16 protein-coding genes and 1 pseudogene are annotated in these 15,365 nt (G+C 42.4%); 14 read left to right on the top strand and 3 right to left on the bottom strand.

Annotated elements, in window-relative coordinates:
• Positions 1–12 precede the first annotated feature (12 nt).
• The 7 genes and pseudogenes from ASG81_RS29835 to resA form a co-directional block, all read left to right on the top strand.
• A pseudogene (locus tag ASG81_RS29835) lies at positions 13–255 on the top strand (winged helix-turn-helix domain-containing protein); the annotation flags it as partial.
• On the top strand, positions 252–1,715 hold the full coding sequence (locus tag ASG81_RS12205; protein WP_056634053.1) for a sensor histidine kinase: 1,464 nt from the start codon (positions 252–254) through the stop codon (positions 1,713–1,715). The pseudogene ASG81_RS29835 and the gene ASG81_RS12205, both read left to right, overlap by 4 nt.
• A 525-nt stretch (positions 1,716–2,240) precedes the next feature.
• Positions 2,241–3,014 carry a cytochrome P460 family protein gene (locus ASG81_RS12200; protein WP_056634050.1) on the top strand — a complete coding sequence of 258 codons (774 nt, stop codon included), beginning with the start codon at positions 2,241–2,243 and terminating at the stop codon, positions 3,012–3,014.
• A 69-nt stretch (positions 3,015–3,083) separates the two neighbouring features.
• On the top strand, positions 3,084–3,800 hold the full coding sequence (locus tag ASG81_RS12195; protein ID WP_056634046.1) for a DUF4405 domain-containing protein: 717 nt from the start codon (positions 3,084–3,086) through the stop codon (positions 3,798–3,800).
• A gap of 13 nt (positions 3,801–3,813) precedes the next feature.
• Entirely contained in the window at positions 3,814–5,448 is a 1,635-nt protein-coding gene (locus ASG81_RS12190; protein ID WP_056634043.1) for a cytochrome c biogenesis protein ResB, read from the top strand.
• A 13-nt stretch (positions 5,449–5,461) separates the two neighbouring features.
• The gene (gene ccsB, locus ASG81_RS12185) at positions 5,462–6,637 is read left to right on the top strand and encodes a c-type cytochrome biogenesis protein CcsB (RefSeq protein WP_056634039.1); all 1,176 of its coding nucleotides are present in this window, start codon (positions 5,462–5,464) and stop codon (positions 6,635–6,637) included.
• Between the two features lie 18 nt (positions 6,638–6,655).
• Positions 6,656–7,183, top strand: coding sequence for a thiol-disulfide oxidoreductase ResA (gene resA / locus ASG81_RS12180; RefSeq protein WP_056634036.1), 528 nt, complete (start codon positions 6,656–6,658; stop codon positions 7,181–7,183).
• Between the two features lie 193 nt (positions 7,184–7,376).
• Here the strand turns inward: resA and ASG81_RS12175 are convergent, their stop codons facing one another.
• The gene (locus ASG81_RS12175; protein ID WP_056634033.1) at positions 7,377–7,925 is read right to left on the bottom strand and encodes a TetR/AcrR family transcriptional regulator; all 549 of its coding nucleotides are present in this window, start codon (positions 7,923–7,925) and stop codon (positions 7,377–7,379) included.
• Between the two features lie 234 nt (positions 7,926–8,159).
• Between ASG81_RS12175 and ASG81_RS12170 the strand changes: the two genes are divergently transcribed.
• The 7 genes from ASG81_RS12170 to ASG81_RS30835 all read left to right on the top strand — a co-directional run bounded on the left by ASG81_RS12170 (position 8,160) and on the right by ASG81_RS30835 (position 14,283).
• Positions 8,160–8,996 carry an SDR family NAD(P)-dependent oxidoreductase gene (locus ASG81_RS12170; RefSeq protein WP_056634030.1) on the top strand — a complete coding sequence of 279 codons (837 nt, stop codon included), beginning with the start codon at positions 8,160–8,162 and terminating at the stop codon, positions 8,994–8,996.
• A 22-nt stretch (positions 8,997–9,018) separates the two neighbouring features.
• Positions 9,019–10,212 carry an MFS transporter gene (locus ASG81_RS12165; protein ID WP_056634028.1) on the top strand — a complete coding sequence of 398 codons (1,194 nt, stop codon included), beginning with the start codon at positions 9,019–9,021 and terminating at the stop codon, positions 10,210–10,212.
• Between the two features lie 179 nt (positions 10,213–10,391).
• A complete protein-coding gene (locus ASG81_RS12160) occupies positions 10,392–11,432 on the top strand; it encodes an NAD(P)-dependent alcohol dehydrogenase (protein ID WP_056634024.1) in 1,041 nt (346 codons plus the stop codon).
• Between the two features lie 37 nt (positions 11,433–11,469).
• Entirely contained in the window at positions 11,470–12,450 is a 981-nt protein-coding gene (locus tag ASG81_RS12155) for an aldo/keto reductase (protein ID WP_056634146.1), read from the top strand.
• Between the two features lie 280 nt (positions 12,451–12,730).
• Entirely contained in the window at positions 12,731–13,438 is a 708-nt protein-coding gene (locus ASG81_RS12150) for an SDR family oxidoreductase (protein WP_056634145.1), read from the top strand.
• Between the two features lie 127 nt (positions 13,439–13,565).
• A complete protein-coding gene (locus ASG81_RS12145; RefSeq protein ID WP_155971461.1) occupies positions 13,566–14,090 on the top strand; it encodes a cyclophilin-like fold protein in 525 nt (174 codons plus the stop codon).
• Positions 14,091–14,106: 16 nt separating this feature from the next.
• Positions 14,107–14,283, top strand: coding sequence for a hypothetical protein (locus tag ASG81_RS30835; RefSeq protein ID WP_155971459.1), 177 nt, complete (start codon positions 14,107–14,109; stop codon positions 14,281–14,283).
• Between the two features lie 224 nt (positions 14,284–14,507).
• Here the strand turns inward: ASG81_RS30835 and ASG81_RS32725 are convergent, their stop codons facing one another.
• Positions 14,508–14,945 carry a helix-turn-helix transcriptional regulator gene (locus ASG81_RS32725; protein WP_235548843.1) on the bottom strand — a complete coding sequence of 146 codons (438 nt, stop codon included), beginning with the start codon at positions 14,943–14,945 and terminating at the stop codon, positions 14,508–14,510.
• Between the two features lie 59 nt (positions 14,946–15,004).
• Positions 15,005–15,352, bottom strand: a complete 348-nt coding sequence (locus ASG81_RS32720) for a cupin domain-containing protein (RefSeq protein ID WP_235548842.1) — start codon at positions 15,350–15,352, stop codon at positions 15,005–15,007.
• Positions 15,353–15,365 lie beyond the last annotated feature (13 nt).

The raw sequence follows: 15,365 nt of genomic DNA, 5'->3' as shown, positions 1-15,365 counted from the left end.
CCAATTCCGAGCTATCAAGAGGTCCTGCTTGGGCTTTCGCGCACCGAATACGAACTGCTTAAGTTTCTCGTTTTGAATCACGATCGTGTCATGAGCAAATCTTCCATTCTGGATGCGGTATGGGGACACAATTTCGTCGGAGATGAAAATGTCGTGGAAGTATACATCCGATATTTGAGGGAAAAGCTTGAGGATCGCTCGCATCAATTGATCCGTACGTTTCGGGGTTCCGGTTACCGGATGAATTTCCAATGAAGGCCCGGTTCCGCTTTTGTCGTCGTGTCGAAACCAATTCTCTCGGCTTTCAGCTCCTCTCCCGCTCCATTTTGATCATGGCCGGACTTTTTATTTTAATTGGCGTTTTTCAATATTTCACAATGCAGCAGTTTTCGTACAGCAAAAAGGAGTGGGGGATTCAAAATCTGATCCGCTCCGTCTCACCCGAGATCTGGATCCGATGGAAAGAGGACAGTTCATGGGGAAAAGACGATGCTGCTGCGATTAAATCGTTGCAAAACAACGTGGTGACGATCGCGTTCATCGAAAAAAACGGGAACGTTTCAGATCTGTACATCAATCCCAGCTACCCTTTAACGGTTCCCCGGCTGTCAAAGCAGGAATACCGCGAAATTTTTGAAAGCGGTAAAATGACAGATGGTTATAAAATCATCCGGGACGAAAAGAACAACGTTCAAATGGTTATGTGCCTGCTAGTCGACCCTGCAGATGCGGAAAAGGGCATCGTTCAAGCAACCGTCGATTTGACAGAAACGTTGGCTTTTCAAAAGAATTTATTAACCATTTACGTGATTGGTTCGCTGATCGCACTGATTGTGGGGATGCTTACCTTCCGTCCCGTCCTGCAACGGACCATGGTTCCACTGTCAAGTATGGTGAACACCGTGGAACGAATCCACAGCGAAAATTTGGATGAGCGTTTGCCGAACAAGCAGGGCCCCGTGGAAATCGACCGGCTGGCTGTTGCCTTCAACGGAATGCTGAAGCGAATTGAAACCTCGTTTGCTTTGGAAAAAGAGATTCAAGAGCAAATGCGCCGTTTTATCGCTGACGCCTCGCACGAACTCCGCACCCCGTTGACCTCGATCCACGGGTTTCTGGAAGTGCTACTCGAGGGGGGCGCGGGTAAACCCGATCAACTGCAAATAGCACTAGAAAGCATGTATAGCGAATCGGAGCGGTTAAATAAGCTTGTCGGAGACCTGTTGGCTTTGGCGAGAATGGAACGCAGTCCGGATGTCCACATGACTCCTGGCAACCTCGGCGAACTTATTCGTCAGATGGAGCCACAGTTGCGAATGATCGCCGGAGCGAGGCGGATCCGGTTCGATTTGATCGATGACCCGGCTGTTGCTATTGATCCGGACAAGATGATACAAGTCATCCTGAATTTGTTTCAAAATGCCGTTCAGCATACCGATCCATCCAAAGGTGATATCCGTATCGGCCTGGAAAAAAGCGCCGGGGAAATCAGGCTTTCGGTCCAAGATAATGGTATCGGGATCAAGGAGATTCAAGTTCCGCATCTATTCGAACGGTTCTACCGTGGCGAACCGTCGCGGGCAAGAAAGTACGGCGGGGCCGGTTTGGGGCTGGCGATCACCCAATCGATCGTGGAACTGCACGGCGGCCGAATTGAAGTGGAAAGCAGGGAAGGGGAAGGCACGTTATTTCGTGTTTGTCTGCCGGTTACGTAATTTCCGGTACTGCTCTTCCTTGGTTAAAGTTTCTTGCTAACATGACCTGATAGATCAAATAAGTACAGCGGTAGTCCAGGACAACTTCGTCCAAGGCCACCGCTGTTTCTTTTTAGAAGAATAGCGGTATTTCAGCCAACAATAAGGTAATTCTCAGGTTTCTCAAAGATAATTCTCAGGTTTCTCGCCACTTTGTAAGGTACAATCAAGAACGAAATCGGTCGTTCGCTCACATAATGGCAAGCTGGAGTTCGTCGTCGGTGCTACCACATCACCAAACTTCCCTTAAGATAATTAACAATATTATTTTTTATGTTGAATAACCAACGAATTGCGTTAATTTAACCATTGTATGCAGCCCATTTATAATTATAAACTAATGTTGATTAACCAATAAATGATGTTTTTCTTTGTTGGTTTTTAGTTTAGGTGAATCTAGTGGGATAGGAACTGAATGAGTAGCAAGATTAATGTTACGAGTTAAATTAGGAGACAATAAAACGAAACCTGGAGGAAGAGAACAATATGAAAAAACGATTAATGCTGTCACTTGGATTACTGCTTTCCCTTATCCTTACTGCTTGTAGCAACAATGATACTGATACAATGGGTGCTCCTCAACAAACTGATACAATGGACACATCTCAACAAGAGGAGAACTCTTCCGGGGCTAAGTCTGGGGAATACGCTGAGATCGGATCTGGGGCAAACCTTGTTAAATTCCCTGATTTTGAAAAGGGGATCGTGTTTGCGACTTACGATCGAGGAGATATTCATGAAAACATCTATGTAAATAGCAGGGAAGCGATTGAAGCAGTGCAGAACGGAGAGGAGCTTCCGAGCGGAACCGTAATCACTCTCGAAGGATATAAGGATGGAGAGATTGAACATTATTTAGTGATGGAAAAGCGTACCGGCTGGGGTTCTAAGTACTCGCCCGAAGAACGTAATGGGGATTGGGAATACCAGCATTTTACTCCTGACAGAGAAGTGGCTGAAGATGATATTGGCCGTTGCTTTTCCTGCCACGCAAATCGGGAAAGGGATGACTTTATGAATTCGATGGATCAAATGAAAGAGTTTGATTTAGAAGAAGTTGCACAATCAGAGAACAGCAGTTCAGAAACCCCAATCGCAGCTATGCCTACAGAGGACTGGATGGTAAGTGAGATACCTGCTCATATGAATGGTTCTAAGGATGTATCTCATGTAGAAAGCAGATCAATAGGGGAAGAAGAAAAAGCGGGAATACTTCAGGACGTTCTATTGACAATGTATTTACATCAATATAATAACTAAGGCCATTAAAAATAGACTCGCTAGGAAAAAACAATCTATTGATTGGTTAAATAGAAAGAGGAGAATACTTTGAATCCAAAGATGTTATTCAAGCTGGTAATTGACCTAACCATGACAATCCTCATGTTAATCGAAATGGCTTATTATATTACCGGCAATACAGTTCATGAATTCCTCGGCGTTTCAGTACTCGTACTATTTATCGTCCATAATTTTTTAAATCGACGGTGGTTTAGTACGATACTGAAGGGAAAGTATAATCTACGGCGTATTCTGCAAATCGTACTCAATTTGCTTTTTCTTGCAGCAATGGCTGTTATGATGATATGTGGAATATTAATGTCCAGTGAATTATTCTCCTTTATCCCGGTAAATGATGACATGATCTTCCGGCAAATACATGTTCAGACAGCCTATTGGGGATTTATCATCATGGCATTACACGTAGGATTTTCTTGGGGTATGATTATCAATTCAGTACGGAGAATGACGGGAATCACCGGCACTAGCCGTATTCGCACCATTGGCTTACGAGTTCTTGCCATGTTGATTGTATTTTATGGGGTATATGCTTCCTTTGAAAGAGAGATCGGTACTAAGCTAACTATTTATAATCCATTTGGTACCTGGGTGAATGATGATTCCGCCATTAAATTTATCATTGACCACTTCTCCATCATGGGAATCTATATTTGTGGTACACACTATGCTTTGAAATTTGTTCAAAAACAGGACAAAGGAGAACTCAAAAACACGGATATAGGTTCAAAAATGAGGATTAATTAGGGGTTTTTTTAAAATGGAACGTGTAAATTGCGAATGCGGTCATGTTAATCCACACGGAACACATCTTTGCGAATCATGCGGGAAACAAGTTGGTGAAGATCTTTCGGAAAAGTCGGTTGATATGCGTTATGAAGGAAGTGCAAGACGTTCACAAACGTATAATAAAACACCACTGGATAAGGTTTGGAACTTTTTCTCATCCGTAAAAGTAGGGATCTGGATTATTGTTCTTCTATTAATCGCGTCTGCGATTGGAACCATTTTTCCTCAGCAGATGTATATTCCTCCAAATGAAGTACCGGAACAATTTTATCGAGAAAAATACGGCTTTTTTGGCCAAATATACTATCAATTAGGTTTTAACAGGCTGTATGAATCTTGGTGGTATTTTCTGCTGCTGGCCGCTTTGGGAATATCGCTTGTTATCGCGAGTTTGGACCGGGTTATTCCATTATACTTTGCTTTGAAAAATCAAGGGGTTACGCGACATGAAAGCTTCATACGCAGACAACGTCTTTTTAGTGAAACAAGAGTAAAAGAGAATTCAGATGAACAGCTGGATTTAGTAATAACCAAATTAAAGAATAAACGGTACCGCATTCGAGAAGAAAATGGGGATTTTTTGGCTGAGAAAAACCGATTTTCAAGATGGGGACCGTATGTAAATCATGCTGGCCTTATTATCTTCCTTATTGGAGGAATGCTCAGATTTGTACCGGGAATGTATGTAGACGAAATGCTTTGGATTCGTGACGGTGAAACAAGTGTTATTCCGGGAACCAATGGAAAGTATTACTTAAACAGTGACAAGTTTATTCTGGAAACTTATCAAAAAGATCAAGAGGATGAAGTATTTGCAAATGCCCTTTCACGAGTTGGGGATGGAAATGTTATTAAAAATTATCAAACGAATGTGACCTTGTATGAACGTAAAGGTGAGATCCTTTATGGAGACACACCTGAGCTCGTAAAGGTGAAAGATGAGCAAATCAAAGTGAATCACCCGTTAAAACATGATTCATTAGCTCTTTACCAAGTTTCCTACAAATTAAATGAACTAAATAAGATGACCTTTCGTTTAGTTGATAAAAAAACTGAAAAAAGCTTTGGCCAGATTAAGATAGATTTGTTAAATCCGCAAAAGGAGTATGATCTGGGCAATGAATATATAGTTAAGATTTTAGAATATTTCCCCAATTTCTATTTTGATAGTGAAAGCCGGCCTGCAACAAGATCACAAGTTCCTAACAATCCGGCATTTTATTTTAACATGATATCTCCGGGAAACCTTAATGGTGAAAAAAGCTTTGTTGCCATACGAAACACAATGGAACCAAGCGGAGATAATCAATTACAAATGAAATTTGAAAGCGTTGAAATGAAAAATCTTTCAGCCCTTACCGTTCGTAAAGACCATACATTATGGTTTCTTGGATTGGGAGGAGCCATTTTCATGATTGGAGTTATACAAGGGTTGTACTGGAACCATCGGAGAATATGGATCAGAAGAAGTAGTGACGCAATATTAATTGCAGGCCATACAAATAAAAATTGGTATGGTATCCAAACTGAAATAAACCATATTTTAAAAGAAACCGGCTTACAAGAATTAACTGATCAAACAAACAGGAAAAGCGAGACTAGCTAGAAGGAGGAGAATAATGATCGCTTTTAGCAGTAACTTGCTTTATACAGCATTCTTTCTATATTTAATTTCTACCTTTCTTTTTGGTGGAGCTATTCGTGATCGGAGAAAACAATACGAAAAACCAAGTAAATGGGCTACAGTAGCATTAAGTGTGACCATTCTAGGCTTTGTTACACATCTGGGTTATTTTATCACAAGATGGATGGCTTCCGGACACGCACCGGTGAGCAATATGTTCGAGTTTGTAACAGCTTTTTCTATGATGTTTGTGCTGGCATTCATCATCCTTTATTTTTTGTATAAAGTGTCTATCTTGGGTTTATTCACTTTGCCGATTACATTATTAATGATTTCCTATGGAAGCTTGTTCCCGACAGATGTTTCTCCATTAATCCCAGCATTGCAATCGGATTGGCTTGCTATTCATGTAACTACAACGGCACTAGGTTCAGCTGTTCTAGCCAGCAGCTTTATTGCAGGTATTATTTATTTACTTCGTTCAGTTGACCAGACGAAACCATCAATGAAAACTTTCTGGCTTGAGGTGATCATGTACGCCATTGTGGCAACACTTGCTTTTATTGTCATTACATTGGTTTTTAGAGGATTGCAATATGAAACTGTTTATAAATGGGTCGATAATAATGGCCAAGAGACGGAGATTACTTACAGACTTCCTTCACTTATAGGGCCTAATCAAGGCGAGTTGCTTACTGAAGGCAAGATGGAGGCTTTAGTTGAAGTACCGGCTGTAATTGACGCAGGAAAACTAAATACAGTCATTTGGTCTGCTGTCACGGGTTTACTTTTATACCTAATACTAAGATTGATTTTCAGGAAAAGAATTTCTGCAGCTCTTCAGCCATTAACGAAGAATATTAAGCTTGATTTGGTTGATGAAATTGGATATAGGTCGGTTGCAATCGGATTTCCGTTATTTACTTTGGGCGCACTTATTTTTGCGATGATTTGGGCTCAAATAGCTTGGACACGTTTATGGGGATGGGATCCCAAGGAAGTATGGGCTCTGATTACATGGTTATTTTATGCTGGATATTTGCATTTGCGGCTCTCCAGGGGGTGGCAAGGCGAAAGATCTGCATGGCTCGGAGTCATCGGTTTTGGAATCATTATTTTCAACCTGATTTTTGTTAACCTGATTATCGCCGGATTGCATTCTTACACCTAATAAGTAAAGGAGGTTCAGATGAGGAACAAAAAGATCAGATTTATTCTTCGCTTGAGTCTGCTGCTTATTATGATTTCAGCCATAACTTACACACTTTATCAACATTTCTTTACTGAAAAAAAACAGGTTCAGGTTGGAGGTCAAGCACCTGATTTTGTACTTGAAGATATGGAAGGAAATAAAGTTCAGCTATCAGACTTAAAGGGAAAAGGAGTTTTTTTGAATTTCTGGGGGACATGGTGCAAACCATGCGAGCAGGAAATGCCTTATATGGAGAGCCAGTATAATCACTATAAAAACCTTGATGTAGAAATATTAGCTGTTAATGTTGGTGAAAGTGAAGTTGCCATTGAATCTTTCGTTGAAAGACATGGAATTACATTTCCCGTTCTGAAAGATAAAGACCAAGCTGTCACTGAAGCTTATGATATTACCCCAATTCCGACCTCATTCTTAATCGATAAGAATGGAAAAGTTCTAAAGGTTATAACTGGTTCTATGTCTGAAAGGGATATAGCAAACTACATGGAATTAATAAAATCATAAGAGGGTCATGTAAAGAATCGTATATTAATCCACCTAACTTTCATAAATAATTAACACTTTTGATACCGAACTATACATGTCGTATATTTTACTTACTAAGCTCACGAACCTCTAAGTTATATTGAGTAAAGAAAAATGATTAAACATTAAGAGCGTCCTGGCAATTACGCAGGCCGCTCTTGTTATACATGGATTATAGGCTTCTCTCTAACAAGACCCCAACTTGCTTGGCCATTACTCGCGGCGGATAAGGCATACCATTCTTGATCCACCATTCAATTACCCCAACATAAGCAGTTCCGGCATATTGTAGCATAATATCTTCACTTAAATCAGTATTCCAATCGCTTTCTTTACCAATCTCACCTTTGAACCCTTCAATAAAAGAAGCAAGAAGCCGAGTTCTAAAGGATGATGGAGTCCCTTTACTTGCTAACATGGTCGAAAAAAACAAATAATTCTTCTCGAAATATTCAAAATAAGGTACAAGACCCTCGAACCAGTCCATCTCACATGCCCATGTACCCATCTGCTCTAATTCATTAATGTGTGTTTCTATGAGTTTATCTAATAAATCATATTTGTCCTGATAATGAAGATAAATGGTTCCGCGGTTTACGTTTGCCCGGTCTGCGATATCCTGAATGGTAATATCATCGAAATTTTTTTCAATCATCAGCTCAATAACTGCTTTTTTCAAGGATTCTTGCGTTTTAAGAACTCTCCGATCCACTTTTACCATCTTAAACTCCACCAAACTTTCTTAGAATAATGAACAGTTTTGATTACTGTGTTGATATATCAACAAATCGCGTTTTTTTAACCATTGAACGTAAGCTTCTTACATCTATAATAATAGACGAGGGTTGATTAAACAATACCTTTTGTATACACGCTTTCTGTTGGTTTAGTGGGTGCTGAAAAGAAACAAAGCTGACAAGAAAACATAATAAAATCGAAACGAGGGAGAAATTTCATGACTGACAATAAGAAAGTTTGGTTCATCACAGGTGCTGGGCGCGGCATGGGTGTTGATTTCGCAAAAGCCGCACTTGCCGAAGGTTATCAGGTTGTAGCAACGGGGCGTAATACCGATAGGGTAGTAAAAGCCCTTGGAGAAAATGAAGATCTGTTGATCGTGAAACTCGATGTCACGAAACCTTCGGATGCCGAGGCTGCTGTGAAGTTGGCTGTTGACCGATTTGGCGGCATAGACGTATTAGTTAACAATGCTGGCAGCTTCTATGGAGGTTACTTCGAGGAACTGACCCAAGAGCAGATCGAACGTCAAATCTCGACCAATCTATACGGTCCGATGAACGTCACCCGTGCCGTGTTGCCTTTGATGCGTAAGGCTCGTTCGGGACACATTATTTCTATCTCTTCACTTGCTGGCCTCGCCGGATTTGAATACACTACCGCTTATGCCGCTTCAAAGTTCGGTCTTGAGGGTTGGATGGAGTCTTTACGTTATGATGTCGCTCCATTCGGCATTAATACAACCATCGTCAACCCAGGCTTCTTCCGTACCGAACTTTTAGAGCCGGAATCAACATTCTGGGCTGAGCGAGCTATCGATGACTACGCCGAGCGTAATCCACAATTCCGGGCTTTCTTTCAAGATAAGAAAGGAAAACAGGAAGGCGACCCGGCCAAGCTTGTAAAGGCTCTAATCGCCATCGCAAGTCAGGAGGAACCACCGTTACGATGGATCGCAGGCAGCGATGCCATCGCGGGTGCAGAGCAGAAGGTCGCCGAACTTCAGCAACAGATTAATGCCTATCGTGACCTTTCGACATCCCTTGCATATTAAGTGAAGAGAGGAAGTTGAGATTTTGGTTAAACGTAATAATTTGCTTATATTTATATTAACCATAGGAGTCTTCGGCATCTTAAATACGGAAATGGGGGTTATTGGATTATTGCCTTCCATTGCTGAACACTATCATGTGAGTGTTTCCAAAGCAGGATGGTTGGTGAGTTTCTTTGCCCTTGCAGTTGCAGTGTCAGGACCAATCTTTCCGTTATTGTTTTCGGGTATAAATCGGAAGAAGGTCATGTTACTTGTACTTGGTGTTTTCGTTTTGGGGAACATTGTCTCCATATTTACGTCAAACTTTACCCTTGCATTAGTTGCTCGTATTTTACCAGCATTTTTTCATCCCGTTTATTGTTCTTTGGCATTTACGGTAGCTGCTGGGGCGGTGAGCAAGGAAGAAGCTCCAAAAGCTGTTTCGAAAGTTTTTATTGGGGTGTCTGCCGGCATGGTAATCGGTGTACCAATCGCGAGTTTTATAGCTAGTGCAGCTTCTTTACAAATGGCGATGGTATTCTTTGCTGTTGTAAATATTATGGTATTCATTGCTACATTACTATTTGTACCATCTATGCCTGTTAAGGAAAGACTTTCTTACGGAGCACAATTATCCGTATTAAAAAAATCAATGATTTGGCTTTCCGTTGTGGCTGTCATTTTATTAAATTCAGCCGTATTTGGAGTTTATAGTTACCTTGCTGAGTATCTGAAGACGGTTACGAATATGTCTCCGAATACAATTAGTTTCATGTTATGTATATTCGGTGGAGCTAATATTATTGGAAACGTAGTCGCAGGAAAGCTGCTTACGAATAATGCCATCAAATCTGTCGTATCTTTCCCTTTTATATTGGGAGCTGTTTACATCCTATTATTCTTATTTGGACAGTTTAGCTTACCAATGGCGATCATCACGTTAATCTGGGGTATTTTAGCCGGTATAGGGGGGAACATTAATCAATATTTGATGATGTCTTCGGCACCAGAAGCACCTGAATTCGCTAATGGATTATTTATATCATCCTGTAACGTAGGCACAACCTTTGGTGCAGCAGTAGGAGGCTTATTCCTCTCACAAATGGGTACACAATACGTTGTATTCGTGGGGTTACTATCATTAGTATTAAGTTTTGTTGCCATTTTACTAAGAAACTACATGATTGCTCCCACTCGACAACTTGGCTTCCCGAAAGATAATCAACAATTTTATTGATTTGTTTGAATAAACAACGAATCAGTTTCTTTTAACCATTGAAAGTATTTTGATTCCATTTATAATTATAAACAGATGTTGATTAAACATGAAGTGTTGATTCGGTGTGTTTTTTGGCCGAAACAGAACCAATACGATTGTAAAAACCAATTAATTCATTGATTGCAGGAGGTTATACGATGATTACTGCTAATGCACGCGCTACATTCAGTCCAGAAGGCCCATTCAAACTGACCACGATCGAACGCAGGGATCTCCAGCCGCATGATATTCTCATTGAGATTAAGTACGCTGGTATTTGTCACTCTGATATCCATACAGCTCGCGGCGATTGGGGACCTGTAAACTATCCTCTCGTTCCAGGGCATGAGATCGCCGGAATTGTCACCCAGGTTGGTTCGGAAGTCACAAGGTATGCCGTTGGCGACCGAGTAGGAGTAGGCTGTATGGTTGACTCCTGCAGAGAGTGCGATAACTGCCATAAGGGAGAGGAGCAGTACTGCCTCAATGGAATGACGGGCACCTATGGAGCTACCGATAGGTACGGGCAATATACGCAGGGTGGGTATTCCACTCACATTGTCGTAACGGAAGACTTCGTGGTTAGAATTCCTGACGGTATTGAGCTTGATGCCGCCGCTCCGCTCTTGTGTGCCGGTATCACAACGTACTCGCCACTGCGTCATTGGGGTGTTGCACCTGGCAAGAAGGTAGCTGTTATTGGACTTGGCGGGCTTGGACACATGGCTGTGAAAATCGCTCATGCCATGGGGGCAGAAGTTACGGTTTTATCACAAACATTGAAGAAGAAAGAAGACGGTCTGCGGCTTGGCGCGAACCATTATTATGCCACGAGCGATCCAGAGACATTTAAGAAACTGGCTGGTTCGTTCGACCTCATTGTGAATACAGTGAGCGCGAAAATCGATATTAATGCCTACCTTTCGTTGCTGGCGCTGGATGGAACACTGGTCAACGTCGGTGCGCCATCGGAACCGTTGCCAGTTCAAGTATTCTCGCTTATCCCTCATCGTCGGTCGTTTGCCGGATCGATGATCGGTGGAATTCGCGAAACGCAGGAAATGCTTGACTTTTGTGCTAAACACAACATTACTCCTGAGATCGAGGTTATTTCAGCCAACCAGATTGATGAAGCCTGGGAGCGCGTACTAGCATCAGATGTCCGGTATCGCTTTGTGATCGATATCAGCACAATGTGAGTCGCATTGGAAGTATTGTACTGAGGGGATGAATAACATCGAATACATGAAGCTTGGAAACACTGGTTTGGATGTATCGCGGATTTGTCTCGGGTGCATGAGCTTTGGTGAACCGGATCGAGGGTTCCCTGCATGGACAATGGATGAAGAAAACAGTCGTGAGATTATCAAGAAAGCCCTTGAGTTAGGAATTAATTTTATCGATACGGCGAATATGTACTCTAAGGGATCGAGCGAGGAAATCGTCGGACGGGCACTTAAGGATTACGCTAACCGGGACGAGATCGTCCTCGCTACAAAGGTTTATTTCCGGATGCATGAGGGGCCGAATGGTGCCGGTCTTTCCCGAAAAGCAATTATGAGCGAAATTGACAACAGTCTTAAGAGACTGGGAACTGACTATGTCGATTTGTATCAAATTCATCGTTGGGATTATCAAACCCCGATTGAAGAAACGATGGAGGCCTTACACGACGTTGTTAAAGCGGGCAAAGCCAGATATATCGGCGCTTCTTCCATGTATGCGTGGCAATTTTTAAAAGCGCTCCATGTTGCAGAGAAAAACGGATGGACGCGATTTGTATCTATGCAAAATCATTTGAACCTCTTGTACCGAGAGGAGGAACGCGAGATGCTGCCGCTCTGCAAAGAAGAAAAGATCGGCGTGATTCCATGGGCTCCGCTTGCGCAAGGAAGATTGTCGCGTGATTGGAGTGAAACCACTCTTCGCTCGGCAAACGATCCAGTTGCTCAAATGCTTTATGCCGCAACAGCCGAGTCAGACCGGAAAGTGGTTGAACGTGTCGCGAAAGTCGCAGAAAAACGAGGCGTTCCGCGAGCCCAAATAGCGCTGGCTTGGCTATTGCAAAAGGAGCAGATTACTGCTCCAATCATCGGCTCTACGAAAGTGTCTCATCTTGAAGACGCTGTAGCTGCACTTTCGATTAAGCTGAGTACGGAAGATATTGCGTTTCTGGAAGAGCCGTATGTACCTCATCCAGTGGTCGGTCTAGAATAGAAGGTTTTAAATAAGATTAATCTTAGCAAAATATTAGGGGCACGCCAACACCGGTGTGCCTCTTTACTTGGAGGAGAAAAAATAACCAACCCGAGATGAATAGTTTGGAAGGTGTGCACTGGGCTACCGATTGGTCCATTTGCGACGAGAAGATTGACGACAACCTCATGCTTCAATTCCATATAATGTAGGATTATCCGCAGTGAAACACGCAAAACATATTGTATTCACGCATCTCAACGCTCAAGATAATCTTAAGAAAGGTGGATTGGAGAAGATTATGTTACACGATAAAAAAGTGGCTCTTGTGACAGGTGCGAATCGTGGGATCGGATATGAGTTGGTCAAACTGCTGGCTTTGAATGACTTTAAGGTTGTTTTGGCAAGTCGGGATCCAAACAAAGGTGATGGTGCTGTGCAAAAGCTTAAGGGGTCGGGGTTAGATGTCTCGTTTGTGATGATAGATGTCGACAATCAAGAAAGTATCCGTCAAGCAGCGGTTACAGTGGATCAGAAGTTTGGAAAGTTAGACGTATTGATCAATAACGCCGGCGTGTATCTGGATGATAATGGAAAATTTTTGACTACGGACCTTTCCGTACTAGAGAAAACGATGTCAACTAACTTCTTCGGTGCTTATTACGTCATTCATTCTTTTATTCCGCTAATGGAAAAGCAGGGTTATGGGAGAATTATCAATGTTTCTTCAGATTATGGAATGATGAGACAATTGTCGAGGCAAGGAGCCGGTGCTTATAAGTTATCTAAACTTGCCCTTAATGGATTGACGCGATTGGCAGCTGCAGAAGTTCAAGGAGATATCAAAATAAACGCTGTCGATCCGGGATGGGTAAGCACGGATATGGGAGGACCGACTGCTCCACGAACACCAAAGCAAGCCGCAGAATCAATCCTTTGGTTGGCGACAATCGGACCCGATGGTCCTAATGGTGGTTTTTTTAGGGATGGTAAAAGAAGTGATTGGTAGCATTAGACGTGTTTAAAAATGGCAACGAGGTCCTATACGTGTCCTCTAATGAAGGGAAGAAGAGTGAGAACGAGATCAAAATCAAAGCTAATTGCAGCTAGATTAATACGGTGGAGGACCAAACGATATGCGAACAATCTTATCTGTGACTTTCGCACTGACGATGATTTTTATTTTTACAGCTTGCGGAAGTGAGCCGATTACTAACGCTCCGGGAAATGAACAACCTGTTGCACCCGTTGATCAAACCGAGGAGAGAGGTCAAGATTCTATTGATAAAAATGAAAGCGTGGAAGGTGCCATGATAAAATTGATTTTAGACAATGAGGAAATCATCGTAAGCATGTATGACAATCCAACAAGTAGGGACTTGGTATCGATGCTCCCGCTAACCTTATCATTCGAGGAATTCGCTGGAAAAGAAAAAATCAGTTATTTATCGCGTAAATTATCTACCGAATCTGCCCCTTTAAACGGTCCTTCGGTTGGCGACTTTGCTTACTATTCCCCATGGGGCAATCTGGCAATATTTTATAAGGATTCCGGCACCGCCGGGAATGGACTGATTGTACTAGGAGAGATTAAATCCGGGAAAGAACATCTCGCAAATGTTAGAGAGAATTTTACATTGACGATCGAAAGAATGGACTAAAGGGGAGAAGTCGGAGATGAACGATTCTTACCAATCCGCATTTGGAGAGAAGATAATCTGCTTCTCGATCGTATCCCAAGCGGTCCCGCGCATCATGGGGGGTTATTTCATCAGCAACACGACAGACGGTCGCGGTGTTGCCGAGGAGAACGGCGATAAGCTCTATAGGATTTCACTTTCCAAGTTAAATTAAAGAGAAAAATTAGAAGTTGATCGGCAATTTAAACTTATATATAAAGAGACCCTAAATCGCTAAGGGTCTCTATTTGTGTAGATATTCTAACGGGTCTTCAATATCGGACTCAACGCCACATCCAGGAAACCCTTACAGCGGCGTACTTTTCGTAGACAGTGCGAGCGACATGTCAGGCCGAAACATATAGTGAGTCCTGCTGCGTCGTCAAAAAGGCCTCCACATTACTCGAATTTCGACGGAGGAACGTTATAGTATTTTTTAAAAGCTTTCGAAAACGTGAACGCGTCGGGATAACCGAGAAAGCCGGCGATCTGTTGGACCGTATACTTTTTTTCGTAGAGATATTCTCTCGCTTGGTTCATTCTAATCTGATAAATGTACTGCCCCGGTGTGATGCCCAAGGCTTTTTTAAAATAAGAGATAAAATACTTTTCGGATAGGCCAACAAGCGCCGCAAGTTCGTTCATTTTAATGGATTGATGCAGATGGTCGGTTACGTATGTGAAAACAGGCTGCAAGACGTCCAAACTTCTCTCGGATTTTTTCGTTGTTCTCCCGTTCATAAATGCTCCAATATATAGACCTTGTCCGTGGAGTTCAATGATTTTAGCGACAACGGCGGTCAGACAAGCCTTTAAATACAAACGGTTCCCCGGCATGCTGCTTAGCTGCTTTGATTGAAGGAAGGATTTTCCTAAAAGGGCGGCTTCTTTCCGGATCAAATCCTTAGGAATGATTCCCGAGAGCTGAAAATCGCTAAGAATGCGTTGCTGCTTGCCGATCCCGAAATCGAAATGAACATAAATAAACCGACAACCTTCACCGGTAGTAGCTGCCTATAGGGCACCCCGGGGTAAAATAAGACGACGTCTCCCGGATTTGCCGTATGTTCGATGCCGTCTATCGTAATTTTGACGATTCCGGATTGAACGAACCAAAGATCGTAATCGATATGTGCCTTGTGCTCGATCCAATTCCCGTCGTGAACAGGCTCCCAAAAAGATTTCATGCGAAGCGCGATGAATTCCGACAATTCGTTGAGAATTCCCATGTCCGTCCGTTTCATATCCACTGCCTTC

The organism is Paenibacillus sp. Soil522 (genome assembly GCF_001428245.1).
Lineage (GTDB): Bacteria > Bacillota > Bacilli > Paenibacillales > Paenibacillaceae > Pristimantibacillus.
Note: the sequence above shows the minus strand (reverse complement) of the source record. Positions and strands in the feature narration are given on the sequence as shown.

Bases quoted from the DNA above. Each gene is read 5' to 3' on its own strand.
- ASG81_RS12205 (WP_056634053.1), top strand. From the start codon at position 252: ATGAAGGCCCGGTTCCGCTTTTGTCGTCGTGTCGAAACCAATTCTCTC.
- ASG81_RS12200 (WP_056634050.1), top strand. From the start codon at position 2,241: ATGAAAAAACGATTAATGCTGTCACTTGGATTACTGCTTTCCCTTATC.
- ASG81_RS12190 (WP_056634043.1), top strand. From the start codon at position 3,814: ATGGAACGTGTAAATTGCGAATGCGGTCATGTTAATCCACACGGAACA.
- ccsB (WP_056634039.1), top strand. From the start codon at position 5,462: ATGATCGCTTTTAGCAGTAACTTGCTTTATACAGCATTCTTTCTATAT.
- resA (WP_056634036.1), top strand. From the start codon at position 6,656: ATGAGGAACAAAAAGATCAGATTTATTCTTCGCTTGAGTCTGCTGCTT.
- ASG81_RS12175 (WP_056634033.1), bottom strand. From the start codon at position 7,925: ATGGTAAAAGTGGATCGGAGAGTTCTTAAAACGCAAGAATCCTTGAAA.
- ASG81_RS12170 (WP_056634030.1), top strand. From the start codon at position 8,160: ATGACTGACAATAAGAAAGTTTGGTTCATCACAGGTGCTGGGCGCGGC.
- ASG81_RS12160 (WP_056634024.1), top strand. From the start codon at position 10,392: ATGATTACTGCTAATGCACGCGCTACATTCAGTCCAGAAGGCCCATTC.
- ASG81_RS12150 (WP_056634145.1), top strand. From the start codon at position 12,731: ATGTTACACGATAAAAAAGTGGCTCTTGTGACAGGTGCGAATCGTGGG.
- ASG81_RS12145 (WP_155971461.1), top strand. From the start codon at position 13,566: ATGCGAACAATCTTATCTGTGACTTTCGCACTGACGATGATTTTTATT.
- ASG81_RS30835 (WP_155971459.1), top strand. From the start codon at position 14,107: ATGAACGATTCTTACCAATCCGCATTTGGAGAGAAGATAATCTGCTTC.
- ASG81_RS32725 (WP_235548843.1), bottom strand. From the start codon at position 14,945: ATGCCGGGGAACCGTTTGTATTTAAAGGCTTGTCTGACCGCCGTTGTC.
- ASG81_RS32720 (WP_235548842.1), bottom strand. From the start codon at position 15,352: ATGAAACGGACGGACATGGGAATTCTCAACGAATTGTCGGAATTCATC.